The sequence below is a fragment of the Paenibacillus sp. 2TAB23 genome (assembly GCF_052115165.1).
GTDB lineage: Bacteria > Bacillota > Bacilli > Paenibacillales > Paenibacillaceae > Pristimantibacillus.
Map to the genome: position 1 here is coordinate 163,016 of NZ_JBFRGD010000012.1, position 16,972 is coordinate 179,987.

General features: G+C 47.4%; 16 protein-coding genes. 13 read left to right on the forward strand and 3 right to left on the reverse strand.

The window, feature by feature from the left end:
- The first annotated feature begins 107 nt into the window (after positions 1–107).
- Genes cntA through cntE form a run of 6 tightly spaced genes read left to right on the forward strand, consistent with a single transcriptional unit; the run spans position 108 to position 6,409 of the window.
- On the forward strand, positions 108–1,715 hold the full coding sequence (cntA, locus tag AB4Z29_RS18380) for a staphylopine-dependent metal ABC transporter substrate-binding lipoprotein (RefSeq protein WP_441944469.1): 1,608 nt from the start codon (positions 108–110) through the stop codon (positions 1,713–1,715).
- Between the two features lie 48 nt (positions 1,716–1,763).
- Positions 1,764–2,696 (forward strand): nickel/cobalt ABC transporter permease, encoded by a 933-nt coding sequence (gene opp1B, locus AB4Z29_RS18385; RefSeq protein WP_441944470.1) that lies wholly within the window; start codon positions 1,764–1,766, stop codon positions 2,694–2,696.
- Positions 2,696–3,589, forward strand: a complete 894-nt coding sequence (cntC, locus tag AB4Z29_RS18390; RefSeq protein ID WP_441944471.1) for a staphylopine uptake ABC transporter permease subunit CntC — start codon at positions 2,696–2,698, stop codon at positions 3,587–3,589. The genes opp1B and cntC overlap by 1 nt, the downstream gene beginning before the upstream one ends.
- 5 nt (positions 3,590–3,594) lie before the next feature.
- The gene (gene cntD / locus AB4Z29_RS18395) at positions 3,595–4,416 is read left to right on the forward strand and encodes a staphylopine uptake ABC transporter ATP-binding protein CntD (RefSeq protein ID WP_441944520.1); all 822 of its coding nucleotides are present in this window, start codon (positions 3,595–3,597) and stop codon (positions 4,414–4,416) included.
- Positions 4,403–5,140: an ABC transporter ATP-binding protein gene (locus AB4Z29_RS18400; protein WP_441944472.1), complete on the forward strand. Its 738-nt coding sequence runs from the start codon at positions 4,403–4,405 to the stop codon at positions 5,138–5,140. The genes cntD and AB4Z29_RS18400 overlap by 14 nt, the downstream gene beginning before the upstream one ends.
- 48 nt (positions 5,141–5,188) lie before the next feature.
- On the forward strand, positions 5,189–6,409 hold the full coding sequence (gene cntE, locus AB4Z29_RS18405) for a staphylopine family metallophore export MFS transporter CntE (RefSeq protein ID WP_441944473.1): 1,221 nt from the start codon (positions 5,189–5,191) through the stop codon (positions 6,407–6,409).
- Between the two features lie 97 nt (positions 6,410–6,506).
- Here the strand turns inward: cntE and AB4Z29_RS18410 are convergent, their stop codons facing one another.
- From AB4Z29_RS18410 to AB4Z29_RS18420, 3 genes are all read right to left on the reverse strand, one after another.
- Complete coding sequence (locus tag AB4Z29_RS18410) at positions 6,507–9,956, reverse strand: glycoside hydrolase family 9 protein (protein ID WP_441944474.1); 3,450 nt, start codon at positions 9,954–9,956, stop codon at positions 6,507–6,509.
- A 27-nt stretch (positions 9,957–9,983) separates the two neighbouring features.
- A complete protein-coding gene (locus AB4Z29_RS18415) occupies positions 9,984–10,721 on the reverse strand; it encodes a hypothetical protein (protein ID WP_441944475.1) in 738 nt (245 codons plus the stop codon).
- Positions 10,722–11,104: 383 nt separating this feature from the next.
- On the reverse strand, positions 11,105–11,500 hold the full coding sequence (locus AB4Z29_RS18420; RefSeq protein ID WP_441944476.1) for a hypothetical protein: 396 nt from the start codon (positions 11,498–11,500) through the stop codon (positions 11,105–11,107).
- Between the two features lie 419 nt (positions 11,501–11,919).
- Between AB4Z29_RS18420 and AB4Z29_RS18425 the strand changes: the two genes are divergently transcribed.
- From AB4Z29_RS18425 to AB4Z29_RS18455, 7 genes are all read left to right on the forward strand, one after another.
- Positions 11,920–12,267: a helix-turn-helix domain-containing protein gene (locus AB4Z29_RS18425; RefSeq protein ID WP_441944477.1), complete on the forward strand. Its 348-nt coding sequence runs from the start codon at positions 11,920–11,922 to the stop codon at positions 12,265–12,267.
- Positions 12,267–13,010: an ImmA/IrrE family metallo-endopeptidase gene (locus AB4Z29_RS18430; protein ID WP_441944478.1), complete on the forward strand. Its 744-nt coding sequence runs from the start codon at positions 12,267–12,269 to the stop codon at positions 13,008–13,010. The genes AB4Z29_RS18425 and AB4Z29_RS18430 overlap by 1 nt, the downstream gene beginning before the upstream one ends.
- Positions 13,003–13,662 (forward strand): PIN domain-containing protein, encoded by a 660-nt coding sequence (locus AB4Z29_RS18435; RefSeq protein ID WP_441944479.1) that lies wholly within the window; start codon positions 13,003–13,005, stop codon positions 13,660–13,662. The genes AB4Z29_RS18430 and AB4Z29_RS18435 overlap by 8 nt, the downstream gene beginning before the upstream one ends.
- Before the next feature lie 268 nt (positions 13,663–13,930).
- Positions 13,931–14,338 (forward strand): ATP-dependent DNA ligase, encoded by a 408-nt coding sequence (locus tag AB4Z29_RS18440; RefSeq protein ID WP_441944480.1) that lies wholly within the window; start codon positions 13,931–13,933, stop codon positions 14,336–14,338.
- 184 nt (positions 14,339–14,522) lie between these two features.
- Positions 14,523–15,203: an HAD family hydrolase gene (locus AB4Z29_RS18445; RefSeq protein WP_441944481.1), complete on the forward strand. Its 681-nt coding sequence runs from the start codon at positions 14,523–14,525 to the stop codon at positions 15,201–15,203.
- Between the two features lie 39 nt (positions 15,204–15,242).
- Positions 15,243–15,764 (forward strand): SMI1/KNR4 family protein, encoded by a 522-nt coding sequence (locus AB4Z29_RS18450; protein WP_441944482.1) that lies wholly within the window; start codon positions 15,243–15,245, stop codon positions 15,762–15,764.
- Positions 15,765–15,900: 136 nt separating this feature from the next.
- Positions 15,901–16,929 (forward strand): AraC family transcriptional regulator ligand-binding domain-containing protein, encoded by a 1,029-nt coding sequence (locus tag AB4Z29_RS18455; RefSeq protein ID WP_441944483.1) that lies wholly within the window; start codon positions 15,901–15,903, stop codon positions 16,927–16,929.
- Positions 16,930–16,972: the final 43 nt, after the last annotated feature.

Genomic DNA, 16,972 nt, shown 5'->3' on the forward strand with positions numbered 1-16,972 from the left:
CAAAGAAGAGAAGAAAAAAAATGGATTGACAATGATAATAGTTATTATTACAATCAAGTGGTTGTTATTCGTAAATATTACTATTTAGTAAAAAGGAGCGTTAAAAAATGAAAAGAAACAAAGCAGCCGTGCTGCTTACATTCCTTCTGGTCATCGTATTATTGGCAGGATGCGGTAAAGGCAACAACAATAAAAAGGTGGCAGAGAAGCAAGTGTTGGAGCTGGTGTATGCCACCGCGAAAGACGTTAACGACATGAATCCGCATCTGTATCCGGGATCGTTGGCGGCGCAAGGCATTGTATATGAATCGCTGGTAGAGAATACACCGGAAGGCATTAAGCCTCAACTAGCAGAATCCTGGAACATCTCGGAAGACGGCAAGGTATATACCTTCCAACTGCGAAAGAACGTGAAGTTTCATGATGGTGAGCCATTTAATGCAGAAGCGGTCAAGCTGAACATCGAAGCCGTGCAGCGCAATGCGGCCAAACATGCGTGGATTAAGCTGTCTTCCAAGCTTGATAACGTCGTCGTAATCGACGAACACACCGTTCAATTGAAGCTGAAAGAGCCTTATTATCCAACGCTGCTTGAACTGTCGATGACACGTCCGTATGTCTTCCTCTCGCCAAAGGACTTCCTAAACGGAGAGACAAAAGACGGCGTAGCGGGTTATAACGGCACAGGTCCTTATAAGCTTGACGAGCAAGTGACAGAGCAATTCGCTAGGTTTGCTGCAAATGAAAAATATTGGAACGGAGCTCCCCTAGTAAAGACGATTACAGCAAAGGTGCTGCCGGCGGGCGAGACGACACTGTTGGCGTTGCAGAAGGGTGAAGTCAACTTCGTGTTTACTGACGATCGCGGCACCGACAGCATTGACGTGGACGCCATGCAGCGGCTCGCTGATTCAGGCGACTACCAGATTGTTCGAAGCAAGTCAATGAATACGAAGATGATCGTGGCGAATAGCAGTAATACCGCAAGCCCAGTGAGCGAGAAGGCGGTAAGGGAGGCTATCTGGCAATCGATCGACCGGGAGACTATTAGTCGCACGATTTTCAATGAAACGGAAACCCCCGCGGAGACGTTGTTTTCTTTAAACGTGAATTATGCCGATGTTGGGCTGCAGAAGCGGGATTACAATCTTGAAGCGGCAGCCAAACTGCTGGAGGATGCAGGCTGGACGAATGATGGAGGCGCGGCGGTTCGGACAAAAGATGGACGTCAGCTATCGATCAAGCTGTATTACGATGTCAACGCTGCATCGCAGAAAACGCAGGCGGAACTGCTGCAGAGCGAGACAACCAAGATTGGCATGAAGCTGGAACTCGTCGGTGAGGAATCTCCCGCGATTGCCAACAGGCGGTCAACGGGCGATTATGAGCTGCTATTCAATCAGACGTGGGGTCTGGCATACGATCCGCAAAGCACGATTACCGCATTTGCCACCGAATCCGCTTATCGCTTCACGACAAGCGGCATACCTCAGGCGGAGGAGCTGTACCGTAAAATCGAAGCTGTAATGGTATCAACGGATGAAGAGACGAGAAAGGCGCTTTATAAGGATATTCTTACCATTGTTCATGACGAAGCCGTTTTTATTCCGATTACGAACGGCAGCGTTACGATAGTAGCCCCCTCGGATTTGCAAGGCATTTCATTCAAACAAACGCAATATGAGCTTCCATTCGAGCAGATGCGCTTCGAATAACGTCAAACCACTTATTCAGAGACCAAACGAGGTGTGGAGGATAGAGCTATGCTCGGTTACGCGTTGAAACGGATTGGCGCGGTCATTCCGCTGCTTTTTGTTATTTCATTCTTGACCTTTATATTGAACGGTCTGTCGCCAATGGACCCAGCCGAGGTCGTTCTGCATGCGCAAGGGGTGCCGACCATCACGGATGAATTGATTGCGGCGACAAGGAGTGAGCTTGGCATGGACCGTCCGCTGTTGGCACGGTACTGGGATTGGTTGCTGTCTTGCCTTCAGCTTGATCTCGGAAGTTCCTATGTGAGTGGCAAGCCGGTTTGGTCGCTGCTCGGCCCTGCATTGATGAACACGCTGAATCTGACCTTGGTGTCCTCGCTGTTCATTATCGTTCTGTCGATTGCACTTGGCATCGTTTGTGCCCTGAGGGAAGGCAAGTGGCTGGATCTTTCGGTAAGGAGCTTTTCCTTCCTGCTCACCTCGATGCCCTCCTACTGGCTGGCGGCACTTATGGTATGGTACTTCTCCGTCAAGCTTGATTTGCTGCCGACAAGCGGCATGGATTCGCATCTCAGTTATGTGCTTCCGGTTACCGTCATCGTAATCGGTTACGCCGGCTTGTATTTCCGAATCATTCGGAGCGCAATGCTAAGCAATCTGAACGAGGACTATGTCTTGTATGGCCGGGCTTGCGGATTGTCGGAAAAAAGCTTGACCCTGCAGGTGCTACGCAATTCCTTACAAGTCGCCGTATCGGTGTTCGGTCTTGCCATACCGGTCATCTTGGGAAGTACGGTCGTCGTAGAAAATATATTCGCGTGGCCGGGTCTCGGGACGCTTACCGTCAATGCAATTTTGAACCGGGATTTCCCCATTATACAAGCTTATGTTCTAGTGTTGGCCATCGCGTTCGTTCTCTTTAATACGGCGTCCGATTTGTTAAACACGGCGGTGAACCCGAAGCTAAGGAAGGAGATCTAATGAAGCTGCTTCAACGGTTGATGAAGGATAAACTGGCGGCGACATCTCTCTGCGTCGTGGCGGCAACGTTATTGATCGGTTTATGCGCTCCTCTAATTGTCCCGCACCCTCCAAACGAAGTGAATATGGAGCTGCGGTTCTCGGGCGCTTCCTGGGGCTATTGGCTCGGCAACGATCATTTGGGACGATGCATCCTGTCACGCCTAATCTACGGCATTCGTCCAAGCGTGCTATGGGTACTTGCAGCCCTTGGTGCGACCGCCATCATCGGTGCCATTCTCGGTTTTGCCGCGGGTTATTTCCGTGGAAAGACCGATGCGGTAATCATGAGAATTTGCGACGTCATGCTTTCGTTTCCAGGCTACGTCATGACGCTGGCGATTGTCGGCATAATGGGGGCTGGGCTGACCAATATTCTGCTCGCGTTCGTTATGATGAAGTGGGCCTGGTTTGCCCGCGTCTTCCGCACAGCGGTTATGCAATACGCGGATGCTGACTACGTGAAGTTCGCCAAAGTGCTGGGTATCGGTCACATTGGCATTATGACGCGGCATATCGCGCCGATTGCGCTGCCGGAGATTGCGGTTATTTCCAGCGGTGCTTTCGGATCGATGATTCTCCAAATATCCGGCTTGTCCTTTCTCGGTCTCGGTATTCAGGCTCCCCACGCAGAGTGGGGAATGATGATGAACGAGGCGAGATCGGTCATGTTCACTCGCCCCGAGCTGATGTTGGGTCCGGGTCTGGCGATTATCATTTTGGTGTCGGCGGTTAACTTCCTGTCGGATGGCCTGCAGAAGGCACTTGACCCCAAGCTGATGCTCTCGGGAAAACGCGCCACGGCAGGCGCAGGCGTTATTCCGCCGGGGCTGCGCGGAAAGGAGGTAGCATGAACGGAATGAATGTACTCGAGGTCGAACATTTAAAAATTTGGGAGGAGCGCTCCAATCGCGTTTTGGTGCATGACAGCTCTTTCCGGCTCGCACAGGGGGAATGCTTGGCCATCGTCGGAGAGAGCGGAAGCGGCAAGTCGTTAACGTGCAGAGCTCTCATGCGGCTTAATCGGACGGGCGTTAGACAGTCGGGCTTCGTGGCTTTGAACGGAGAGGATTTGTCAAAGCTGTCTGACAAGGAGATGCGAAAGTTCAGAGGGCGGCGATTCTGCATGATTATGCAGAACGGTATGAGCGCGTTCGATCCTTCGCGACCAATCGGCGCTCATCTGTTAGAGACGCTAGGCGTCCATTTCAATTGGAGTCGTGTCGAAATGGAGACCAGACTCACGGCGACGATGTCCAGCGTAGGCTTAAAGGAGCCAGCTGTGGTGATGCGCAGCTACCCCCATGAGCTGTCTGGCGGCATGCTGCAGCGGGTCATGATCTCGCTTGCCATTGTGCTGGAGCCTGATGTTATCATCGCCGACGAACCTACGACTGCGTTAGATGCCGTCAATGCATATGAGGTGGTGGAGCAATTCGTGCAGTTGCGTGAGCGGTTGAGAAGCGCCATGATTTTTGTGTCCCATGATTTAGGCGTAGTCAGACGCATTGCGGACAATATGCTCGTCATGAAAGACGGGGAAGTCGTCGAACACGGTACGACCAGCAACATCTTCGCCGGCGCGCGCCATCCGTATACCCGTTATCTGGTTTCCTCCAAGCAGGCGATGAGTCGCCATTTCGAACAATTGATGGGAGATGCAGACGTTGCTGAAGGTTGAGGGTGTTAATAAATCATATCGGCAGACGGGCTGGTTCGGCAAAGCTCGTAATCAAGTGCTTCGCGATATCGGGTTCGAATGGAGGCAGGGCGAGACATTAGGCATTATCGGCGAAAGCGGCAGCGGCAAATCGACGCTGGGCCGCTTGCTTCTCGGCATCGAGGAACCGGATAGCGGCATCATAACATTCGGCGATAAACCCGTCGCGGATCGAAGGACGCGACGGGGAGCTATCAGCGCAGTCTTTCAGGATTATACGTCATCCATAAATCCGTTTTTTACGGTTCGCCAGGCCATTCTCGAGCCTCTAAGACTTACAGGGATGGCAAGCGGATCGTTCGACATAGGCAAGCTGCTGCGGCAAGTTGGGCTAGACGAATCTTATCTTACGAGATATCCGCATGAGCTGTCCGGCGGTGAGGCACAGCGGGTATGCATCGCGCGGGCGGTATCCGCGGAGCCCCAATGCATCCTTCTGGACGAAGCGATAAGCTCGCTCGACGGTTCGGTCCAAATGCAAGTACTGGAGTTGCTGAAAAAGCTGAGAAATTCATATGGCATGGGTTATATCTTTATCACCCATGATATTCAGGCGGCTGCTTATCTATGTGACAGAATCATGATCATTTGCGGCGGAGAAATTGTGGAGCTCGTAGAAACCGTGGAGCTGAAGCATGTCCAATCTCCGTATGCAAAAGAACTGCTAAGCAAGGTCATATCGTAACGATGCACGAGAGCTATACCCGAGGGAATAAGGAAAGGAGAAAAAGCTGTGAAAGGTGCGTTATCCTGGTCATTTCTTCGGCTGTATGTGCTTACGCTGCTCTATTTCAGTGCCAACTCGATTCTGAATGTCATTATTCCATTGAAGGGAGAAGCGCTGGGGGCGACAAATACGACCATCGGCATCATTATGGGAGCCTACTTGTTAACGACGATGGTCTTAAGGCCGTGGGCCGGCGGTCTGATTCAGCGTTACGGGCCGGTCCATGTGCTGCGCGTCCTGCTTACCGTCAATGCTCTTGCGCTTCTGTTATACACGTTTACTGGTCTTGAGGGATACTTCTTGGCACGCATGCTGCAAGGTGTGTGCACCGCCTTCTTCTCAATGGCATTGCAGCTTGGCATTATCGACGCACTGCCCGACAAGGACCGCTCGCAAGGTATCTCTATGTATTCTCTATGCTCCTATTTGCCTGGAATATTCGGACCGCTGCTGGCTATTGGCATGTGGGAGACGGGAGAGATGAGCGCATTTGCCATATCGATGACTACAATCGCGATATTGACTGGCATTGTGGGCTTTACAGCACGCATTGGGCAAAAGACAGCGGAAGCGGGAAACGGGAGTGAACAGCGGAGTCCTAAAAGGTCAATGATGAAAGCCATGGGCCAGTTTATTAGGAATCCACATCTATTCAGATGCGGCGTGTTGATGCTAAGTGCCTCATTGGTGTTTGGTGCAGTAACCACGTTTGTACCGCTGTATGCACCGCAGATCAGTGGAGGCAGTGCGGCAGTTTACCTCATGATTCAGGCCTCGGTTGTGGTGGCTGCAAGATTTTTGCTCCGAAAATGGATACCGTCCGATGGCAAGTGGCGTTCCTCTTTCGTCGGAGGGCTGATGCTGCTTCTCATCTCAGCTTTGCTTGCCGTCAGTTTCTCCGCGAGCGCGGGGGCTGCTTTGTTCTATGCAGGCGCGATATTGCTCGGTATCGCGCAGGCAATGCTCTATCCAACGTTGACGACATACTTGAGCTTTGTTCTGCCTAAGGCGGAACGAGGCGTGTTAATCGGATTGTTTATCGCGACAGCGGATCTCGGTGTATCCTTAGGAGGCATAATTATGGGACCGGTTGCCGACCTGACCTCTTATTCAACCATGTATCTAATGTGCGCCGTGATTGGTGTGGCCGCTACGGCATTCATCGTTTGGGGGCGGAAATCGTTTTATGAGCTGGAAGAAGGGGCGGGCGAGAAGAGCGTACACTGAGGTGATTTTAAACTTACATATCTTTATAGCAGAAATAGAGCTGTCTAAAAGGTTTGAATTGACCTCAGAGACAGCTCTGTTTTCTATACAGCCCCTCTTATCTCGTTACAATCACGTCATCAAAAATGGCTTTGGTGTGCGCATATACTCGTGCGCCTATTTTGCCGCTGCTAAAGGAGCTGTCGGTTACGCTGATCTCGGCAATGCCATCCTTATAGGCGGTAATGGAGCTTCCATCAACAACTACTTTATAAGGATACAGAGTATCCGCAGCTATGCTCGGGTTAGCGAAGCCAAGCGAGGTTTTAACCCCGCCAACGATTTTGACGAGCTCCATTTTGCGGCCTGATTTATCGTTGTTCTTAAGATAAAGCACGTAATAGTTGCTCTCGTCCGTGTAACGGAATACGAGGCCTGCATCCTTATTGCCGCCTGAGTTGTTGGTGACGCTCACTTTGGCCTCCAGCGTGTAGTCCGTCCAATAGACGCTGCCGGTTACGGAGTGGCTGTTGCCGCCGGCTGCTTGGCCGTTATATTGCCCGGATTGTACGGCCCATGCTCCGCTGACGGGGGACCATCCATCGGCATTCCCGTCGCCAAAATCATCGGAGAAAAGCGCCTTGCTGACCTCGGGACCAGACTGCACGGCGCTACTGACTGCGTTAGAAGTCGTGTCCGTCGTGTGGAAGTAGTAGGAATGGACGCCGAGCGGCAGCTTCGCCGTGTACGTATAGGCTTTGCCATCCGAATACGTGGTATCGCCTGTATTTACTGGGGTCATGTTCCGTACGACGCCGTCAAGGATAAGCTCCATAGCAAAAGGCGCTTCATTATCTGCATCCGTATACGTCACGTTAAACGTGAAGTCGGTTGCGGCATCTCCCGCAGCGAGATCTACACTGCCCGATGTGAGGGTCGGCGCGCTTCCGCTTGCTATATTTGTCGCAGTAATTTCATCGACCAGCAGCTCGTTGTAGACGCCGGAGGTTGAGCTGAGCCATATAGCCAGCTTTGCCTTTGTCTTATTGACGCTGTAAGCGAGTCCGTCCAGATTAACCTGCAGGTTCGTCCACGAGGCAGGTACAGTCGCCCAGCCGCCTGTCAGGTTATGCGTGCGGGTACCGTCTGAAAGCTCGATTTTGACACGTAGATCAGCAGATCCAGGATTTTTTAATCCGAAGTTCAAGTAGCGGTAGCCGGATAAATCAACCTCGTCATGCCATGGCTGAAATTTGGCATAGGAGGTAGCAGAAGCTGGCGTTTGCGTAAATTTGCCAACCGTACGGCTATCCGCTGTCGTTTTGGCAAAGGTTGTCGTTCCGCCGTTTTGGCTGTACCAATTTACCCATTGGTTATTGCCGCCCGTAGATCCCCACAGGCCGCCCCCGCCGAAATCATCATAAAGCAGCGGTGTCGATGGATCAGGCAGCGGTGCCGCAACGGTATAGTGGGTGGAGCTGAACGTATGGTTGCCGAGCGTGTCAGTGCCTCTAATATCAACCCGCTTGTTGCTATAAGGAGCCGAAGCACTCTCATTAATAGTGGCAGAATAAACGGAACCGGAAACCGTCATTGCGCTGTATGCGCCGCCGGCCTTATACTCCATGGCGGTTAAGCCAGGCTCTGGATCCGCAAATACCGTTACGTTGCCGCGGACGTAATCGCCAATGATAGGCGATAGAATGGGAACCTCTACCGGATAGGTGCCGCCGGAAGTATTGGAGGTGTCGGTCGCGCTTAAACCCATAATCGTGTAGAGCAGCCCGGACTGAATGCTTATGCTGAATTCGTTGTACCGCCATTGATTCGTATCATCCAAGAAAAGCGAACGGTCTTCATACCAAGGGCTTACGCTTTTTTTGTCCTTTGTATTTTTCATATTCGGTCCGCTGACCATGGCGCCTGGGAATACAACGCCTGTACCGCCGGCCGTATTGGATTCCTCGTCATATCTCGTATGCGGGAAGTCAACAAAGTCGGAGCCAAGGCCGGAAACCCAGCTAATATTCCAAGGATTTTCCCCAAAAATCCAGTACATGCCCTTTAATACGGCGCGCAGGGCGGCAGGATCTTCGAACAGCTCGTAATACCGAAGCAAGTCGCCCAAGTAAGAAGCATGCGGCTCATTGACGCCGAAGTTTTTGAACTGATTGAAAACGCCATAAGGCGTATCGTCTGTATTGGAGAGGAAGTAGTTTAACTGCTGCTTCAGCAAGCCGTGGATGTGAGTCTGCGTTGCGGAATCGGCAGCCGGGTAAAACTCAGCAAGCGACATCGGGCGCATATCCCAGTAATTAGTCGCATATAGGTCGCCGAAGGTCAGCGTATTAATATTAGCAGTCGCAGCATCCTTATATTTCGCGTCGTTCGTCAAAAGATACAGTTCTACATCCGCCAGCAGCTTTGCGTTAGCAATACCGCCGTTCGTACTGTAGGAGCCATGCGGGTCAGTGGGATGGGCTACGACATAATCGTAAAAAGTAACGGCAGCCTCTTCGCATGATTCGGCAAAAGCAGTGAGTGCCGTGACTTTGGCAGGAGCAATGTCGCCTTCTGCAATCGCAATACGTATGGCACGCGCCGTAGCGGCAAGGGTTCCTGCGGATTTGGCGGAGCCTCCTACGCCATAGCCGGAAATTTTACGGTCATCAGCCGTTCCGACAATGTTATCCGTTGATTTATGCGGGTGGACGAACGAAGCGTTATTCTTAAGATCATACATGGCCCCGCCAAGCTGGTCGGCATACTTGACTAAGTACTCGCTTCCAAAGATCGCCTCATCGACAAGGTCGGGGATGCCGTTGTTGTCATTATCGTACTTAACGCTGCTTGAATCAGCATAGCGGACATAGGCGAGGGCAATCTGCGCGCCAACCCATTGGTTGCCGCCGTATTTGCCGTAGTCGCCAGCGTCATACCAGCCGCCGGTCAGATCATAATGCGTGCTGCCGTCGGCGGACGCCCCATCATCGAGATGCCCAGCCGGATGAAACATCTTCGCCGAAGGCGCTACGCTGCTATAGCCTGCCGGATAGGCATCCGAGGTGGCTGCGCTCGCGCGCAGGAGACGATAGAAGGCTGTCATTTCGTCTTTAAATCCATCCCAAATGTTGGACTGAATCGGGAAGATGAATGAAGAAACTCCGTTGCTTTTGAGCGTATATGCGTTGCCGTTTGTTGTCACAGAGGAGAAATCGATGGAATAGACATGCTTGTTCCACACAACGCCTTCATATTCCATGCTGCCTGATGCGACGACGTTTCCGCCACCCTTAACCGCGTAGGAGGTATCCGTCAGTTTCACTGAGGAGGTGACCTTGGCGTTTTTGAAATCGTTGGTGTTGTAGCCGACTTGGCTGACGACCACGTCAATGACCTGCTCGGAGAAGGCCACGACGGGTGAAGCTTGAACAGCGGTTTTGACCTCGTTCGAGGTAAGATCCGTTGTGCGGAAGTAATGCGCATGGCTGCCCACCGGCAGCTTCGTCATAAAGACATAGCTTTTGCCATCCGAATAGGTGGTGTCCGCGCTGTCCGTTTCCCGCATGTCGTAGGCTTTATCGTCAACTACAACCTACATGGCATAAGGCTTTTGATTATCTGCATCCGTATATGTCGCTTGAAAGGTGAACAGCGTGTTCTGATTGCTCGCTGAATCTGAGTTGGAGGTCATGCTTGTAGCGGTTAGCGTTGGGGCAGTACCGCTGGAAGCGGTTGTGGCGGATATCTCATCAATTAAAATTTCACCGTAAGCGCCGCCGTTTTGTCTCAGCCAAATTTCAAATTTAATCTTCTCTTTATTCATGGCCGGAACGAGCGCATCGAGATCGAACTGGCTTACGCTCCAATCGTTAGACACGGCTACCCAGTTGTTGGTAAGGGTATAGTTTCTCGAACCGTCGTTAATCACGATACGAATGAGGGAATCGGCATATCCAGGATTTTTCATGGTAAAGTTCAGGTAGCGGTAGCCGGTTAAATTCACAACCTCATTCCATGGCTGGAATTTGGCCCAAGAGGCGTTCGTTGCCGGCGTTTGTGCAAATTTGCCTACGGAGCGCGTATCAACCGTCGTTTTCGTGAAGGCTCCGGTGCCGCCCGCTTGATTAAACCAGTTCATCCAGTTCAGTTTAAACACGCCGCCACCGTTGAAATCATCATAGATAAGCGGATTGTTTGGACCGGGGAAAGGTGCTACAGCAGCTGAAGAGGGGGCAGGGACCAGCAATAGCGTATTCAGGAATACAATAAGACCCAAATAGTAGTAGAAAGCTCTTCTTGCCCGATTAGCTCTCGGGGGTGCAGCCATCATTTTTCATTCCTCCATTTTTTTTGAATCGTTGAGTATAACGCCGTACATGTTACCATTCCAATGAGCGCCTCAAAGCGCAATCATCAATCCGCCTCCTTTTAATATGTAATCGCTTACATTATAAAGTATAGAAGAACAAGCGATGGCCAACGATGATGTAATCTCTTTATGTTGTGATCAATTCTAGCTTATTGCAGCCATGTTTTGTCTGATTGTACGATTGGTATGAACGTGACACTATCGTTCATCACCAACCTTCAACGAATAGATATAAACGTACAGGAGCCGAACAAGTAGAAGTTATTAGTAAGCACATGCAAGTGAATCCAGATTAGCTGCCATATAAAGAAAGGGAGCAGATGCCGTATGAACTGCACCCTTAACTAGTTTATTGACCCGAACCCATCATTATTTAAGACTCCACTTTCCCGGGCTCTTTCAAATAATTCATCTATCTCAGATTTGTATTTTTGTACGAGTTGTACCGTTTGAACATCATCCTTATTCACTGGTTGCATATTATCATCGACATAAATCTCATAGGCTTCTCCGTCTTTCTGAAATCTCATTCCATATTCATAACCGCCATTAATTAATGGCCATATAATTAAAAGCTCCCCTTTTTCGGAATTGGTAATCGCTAGATTACCAGTGAAGCTTATGTAATCGGGTAGTTTCACACTATAGGCATACCCCTCTTCTTGAATTACATATGTCCTCCGTTCATTTTTAGGCACAGCTACAATAAAGTCCTGATACCTGTTCTTTGTTAATGTCAACCAGACTAAATTCCATATCCCAAATACTATAAGTACAATTAATACGGGAATAAATAGCTACCTGCACTGCTCGAACAATAATTCAATCAGTTGGTGAAGCAGATGATTAGACAAAGACTCAAAGAAAGTTATATATGGTTCATCAAAAGTTCCAATGAAATTAAAGGTAAAACTTAAAAAATGGAAATTGGATGATAACTGACAAACATGAAAATCATAATATTTAAAGTAGGTCGCCAATTTGGAGTTAGTTATCCTCTTAACGGGAAACGTTAGTTAAAAGAATACAGGCTCTAAGAATTTTAAATAATCAACGTCTGTATCATTTCTTACTAAAATGCATATAATAAGATGAGTCGGTTTGTATACGTCTACAGAAAATGGTATTATATTTGTATACGGAACAGGGGGAAGTATGTATGAAAACAGATGAAATTATAATTAGCAAAGTTAAGGCTTGGTTGGACAAAGAGGGCAAATCTTATCAAGATATAGCAAATGAACTTAACATTAGTAAAGCTATGGTAGGTCATGTGATGTCAGGAAAACGTGTGCTACAGCCATATTATATTGAACCACTAGCAAAATTGTTGAACAAACAGATGTCAGATCTTCTTCAGCCAGAAACACAAGAGCGGGGGGTATTGACGTATCAGTTAAGAGGCAGTACGTCAAATCGTCATTCAAAAATAGAATTTGATTCCTTGTTATTTGCAATTGAAGACTATGTGGGACTCAAAGAGCAGTTAACAGAGCAGGTGACTTAATGGATCATCGAGAAAAGGCTGAAAAGGTTGCCGAAGCTTATGCAGCTGACTTTTTGGAAGATGCAATAGGTCAAGATATATTCATTGGTTCTCATATTGAGCGTTTGCTATCTGACAAAGTGAAAATAATATATCAATATGTGGAAGATGAAAAATATTTTGGTGCAGCTATTTCTCATCAAAATGGGGATCAGTTTGTTGCATTGAATACTTTTCATTCGTTGCGTACACGTTATTTTACAGCAGCTCATGAGTTGTGGCATTTAATAGAAGGAAGTAAGATGCAAGATAATGATTTTGACCATGAACGTGCTGCAGATCGTTTCTCAGCAGCAATTATGCTTCCTAAAGCTCTAACAAAGCACTTCTGGAATAAATTTAAAACTAAATATGGTGAAGAAAGAGCTATTCTACAAATTGCAGATCTTTCTTACGCTCCTTATAAAACTGTAGTTAGAAGACTGGGCGAGTTAGGTGAAATCATATCAGGTAATAAACTTAATAAATTGGAAGAATTAGAATGGCTAGCTCGGCGTAACGAACTAGGTCTTCCAGCTTCCGCTTCAGACCATTCAAGTCCAGAAGTGCGTTTTGTTGAGTATGAGAAAGTAGTTTTAGAAAATGTTGAGCACAAAGGGTTAGATATTCTTACAGCCGCTAATAAAATATCAAAATATTCACCCAAGATTGCAGAACAGATTCAGCATGACTCACTTACAAAGAGGCACGAAGAAGATGCGTAAAGGTAAAGTATTTGTAGATTCAAATATATTGATTCATGCTGCAACCTTTAGATCCGCCAACGTGTTTTCATGGATCGATTCACAGTATAGTGAAATATATATCCATCAAGTCGTACTCAAAGAATTGTTGAAATCTGAAGTTAGAAAACCCGTCGAAGATTATATTGCCCAAGGAAAATGGAAATTATTCAATCCAGAAGATGAGAAAGCATTAACAGACGAAGATTTTGCTTTGTACCAAAGCTATTTTCGCGATATGAGAGAAGCCTTTGCTAAATTAGATGAAAAGAAAAAAGCACAAAATCGTCCAATAAAACATACGAATAATCTCGGTGAAATACATAGTTTAGCAGCAGCACTTTTAATAGGTGCATCGATTATATGTAGTAATGACTATGATATTGGAGAAGTTATTCAAGATACTCCTATTTTAGTGACATGGGATGAAGATAATCCGAACAAATTAATGGAACAAGACACACTGGTTGATTTCTGCTATTATACGATAAAGGAAGACCCCACGAAATCAAGAGTTGTACGTAAATTTTTAAATGTAATAGATTCAAATAAGGTTACAGAGTTAGATAGACTCATAAAAGATGAGACTTTAGCACAAGAAGGACAACCCCTCCAGTTAGAATCAAATCCTTAGTCTCTAGAGAAAAAACCTCGCAGAAACTATCGTAGATATTTAAGGAGGAATGAGCCATGTTATTTGCACAAGCCCATAAGGAAGCGAAAGCTGGAATGAAGGCTCATATGGCAAACGAGCGCTAGAAACACAATACACAACTTCGGAAAGTCGCTGCTCAAAAGGAAATGATTAATGCCCGTCGTGAAGTTGATGAAACTACGAGGTAGTCAATATAGAAATTACATGCAAACGACTAATCTTCGGACTAGTCTTTTTTTGTTGTCATTTGAAAACTCCAATCGTCGGAGTTTTATTTTTTTTTGGACAAGATAAAAAATATTTCGATATATTAAAACATCGTGGAAAGTCAGTAATGAATATGCCGCTTCTCGAACGAAAGCAGCTGCTAGATGAGGTGACTGTTAATCAACCACAATTATTTTATATACAAGAAAAGGGCATTGAGCTCTTCGGAAAAATCAAACAATTTGAACTTGAAGGCATGGTCGCTAAGTCAAAAAATTCACGGTACTATTCAACGGACGGACAACCGAGTATTCGAAAAAAAGACGTTTGGGTAAAAATAATTAACTGGCGTTACGATATTTGTTTATTGTTGGATACCGCAAAAATAAGAAAGGGTGGTATATTGCAACACCTACTGATGATGGTAAGTTCAAGAAAGTGGGGTTAATGGAATTTGGAGCTTCAACTGATCATAAAGTGGCTTTATATCAGATTGCAAAAACAATCATAATCAAGAAATGAAAGATGTTATATGGATAAAGCCATTGATTCAATGTAATGTTATAGAAGTCCTGTTTTCTTTTTGTCGAACTTTGTAGAACAGTATTTTCATAATAAGCAGCTTGTAAGGGGTGAGGACTGTTTTAAGGGAAATAGATACCGTCATTTTTGACTTGGATCAGACATTGTTCGATAAAAACCAGTCACTTCTAAGCTTTGCGAATTACCAGTATAATCAGTTTGGTTTAATTAGATTTATTCCGAATAAAAGAGAGTTCATAGACAAGTTCACCGAATTAAACAACGTCGTTATGCCTAAAGAGGAAGTTTATGCGAAGCTGATAGACATCTTCCATATCGAGAAGAGCCTGTACGCGGAGCTGTTAACTGATTTGAACACAAATTTTCATTTGCACAGCGTGGGTTTCCCCGGGTTGCATGAGATGCTCGTCATATTAAAGCAGCAAGGCTATAAACTGGGTCTAATTACGAACGGCAGAGATTTCTATCAACGCAATAAGATTTCCGCATTAGGGATAACCGATTATTTCAGCGTCATTGTTACTTCAGGTGAGGTCCATATTAAAAAGCCGGATCACGCCATTTTCAACATTGCTTTAAAAGATTTAGATTCCTCGTGTGAGCGTACCGTATTTATAGGGGATAGTCTCAGGGCAGATATTATTCCCGCTAAAGAGCTCGGGATGTTTGCCATTCTTAAAAGCAAGGATGAATCGCATACAGAGCCTGACGCGATTTGTGATAACTTGATGGATCTGCCGAACGTGATCAATCGTATATGCGGTTTGTAGGATCGGAAAGAAACGTTCAAAGAAAGGGAGGCTAATGTCATGAACAACCAAGCTGATCGGCTATGGGAGCGTATAGTGGATAGAAGTTCGGATACGGAAGCGAATGTTAAAGAATCATTGCATCTGCAACCAGGCGCAAGGGATGAGGATTTCCAGCTCATCGAGCGTACACTGGAAATCACCCTACCTGAATCGTTAAAAAGCTTCTATAGCGTGCATAACGGACAAAATGGCGGAGTGGGGGTTCGTTCTTTTGTTAGGAACCTGACTCTTTCCCCGATTTCGGAAATCATAGACAACTGGACTTTCCTCCAAGAGGAATTCGATCCCGATGATTTGGAGATGAGTATAGACAGTGAAATTAAGCCAGTTCTATGGAATGCCAAGTGGATTCCCATTGCCGGAAACGGCGGCGGGGATTACCTATGCATAGATACGGACCCAGCAGAAGCGGGAGTCGTGGGGCAAGTGTTATACTTCTGGCATGATTGGGGATACCGTTCCGTAGAAGGAAAAAGTTTATTCGAATTCATCGAGGCTTGTTTGCAAGAAGATCGATAATGATGGATGATTAACGGAACGCATATATTAACGACTATAATAGAACCTTTCAAGGCGACTTCATGCAGGATACCGAGCTTCAACCAACAGGAATGAACATATATGAATATGCAAGCAGATAAAGGAGTCCATATGTATGAAGTCTCATGTTTCTGAGCGTATTAAAATTCCGTTAGGTCTCTGGGCAGGAATACGAGATTTAGGCATCGCCACCCATGAAGTAGCACGCAAAGCAGGTCTGCCGCTCTCCATTGTGAATGAACCTATCGTGAATACCGCCCAATATTTCGCGATCTGGCAGGCGTATTCCGATCTTATTGGCGATACGGCGAAAGGAATCACCTTGCTTGCGACCGCCTTTGAAACAGCGAAGTACCCGCCGACCGTCTTAGCGACTTACCACGCTCGTGACTATCGCGACGCTCTAAATCGAATGGCACGGTACAAACAGCTGTGCCCGCCTGAAAACCTGCGTATCACGGAGGAAGGCGAGCTCTGCGCAATCGAATTGGAATGGCTGCATAACGAGCAATCCGGCCCGCCGATGCTGGTTGGCATCACATTGGCATGCCTTCTGGAGCTTGGGCGCCGGGGCACGGGTCAACCGTTGACGGCAAGGCTTGTCGAATTTTCGCAAGCAATGGGTGACACACAGACACTTGAAGCGTACTTCGGCTGTCCCGTGAGGATGGGTACGCCATATAATCGTTTAACGCTGCATCGAAGCGATCTGGACCGTCCATTTGTCTCATACAACGAAGAATTGCTGGAGGTTCTGACTCCTGTTCTGGACCAATCATTGGATGAACAGCAGAGCAGCCGCTCCTTTACCGAGACGGTCAAATGGATTATGAAACGCAGCCTCACTGGAGGGCGCCCCGACATCCAGACTGCCGCGAAGGAAATGGGGTTGAGCAATCGTACCTTGCAGCGCCGGCTTGCGGATGAAAACATGAGCTTTAAGCAGGTGTTGACACAAGCTAGGCATGAACAGGCGTTGGCATATTTGGCAGACCCCTCGCTCGATATTAAAGAGGTAGCTTTCTTGATTGGATATGAGGACCAGAACTCCTTCTACCGCGCCTTCCGTCTATGGGAAGGGGACACGCCTTCGAATTGGCGTGTTAAACAAGAACTTTGGCGCAATAGGCTAGTTACTGAATAAAACGTACAAGGTAACATAATCCCTATCCGACATATAAAGGAGA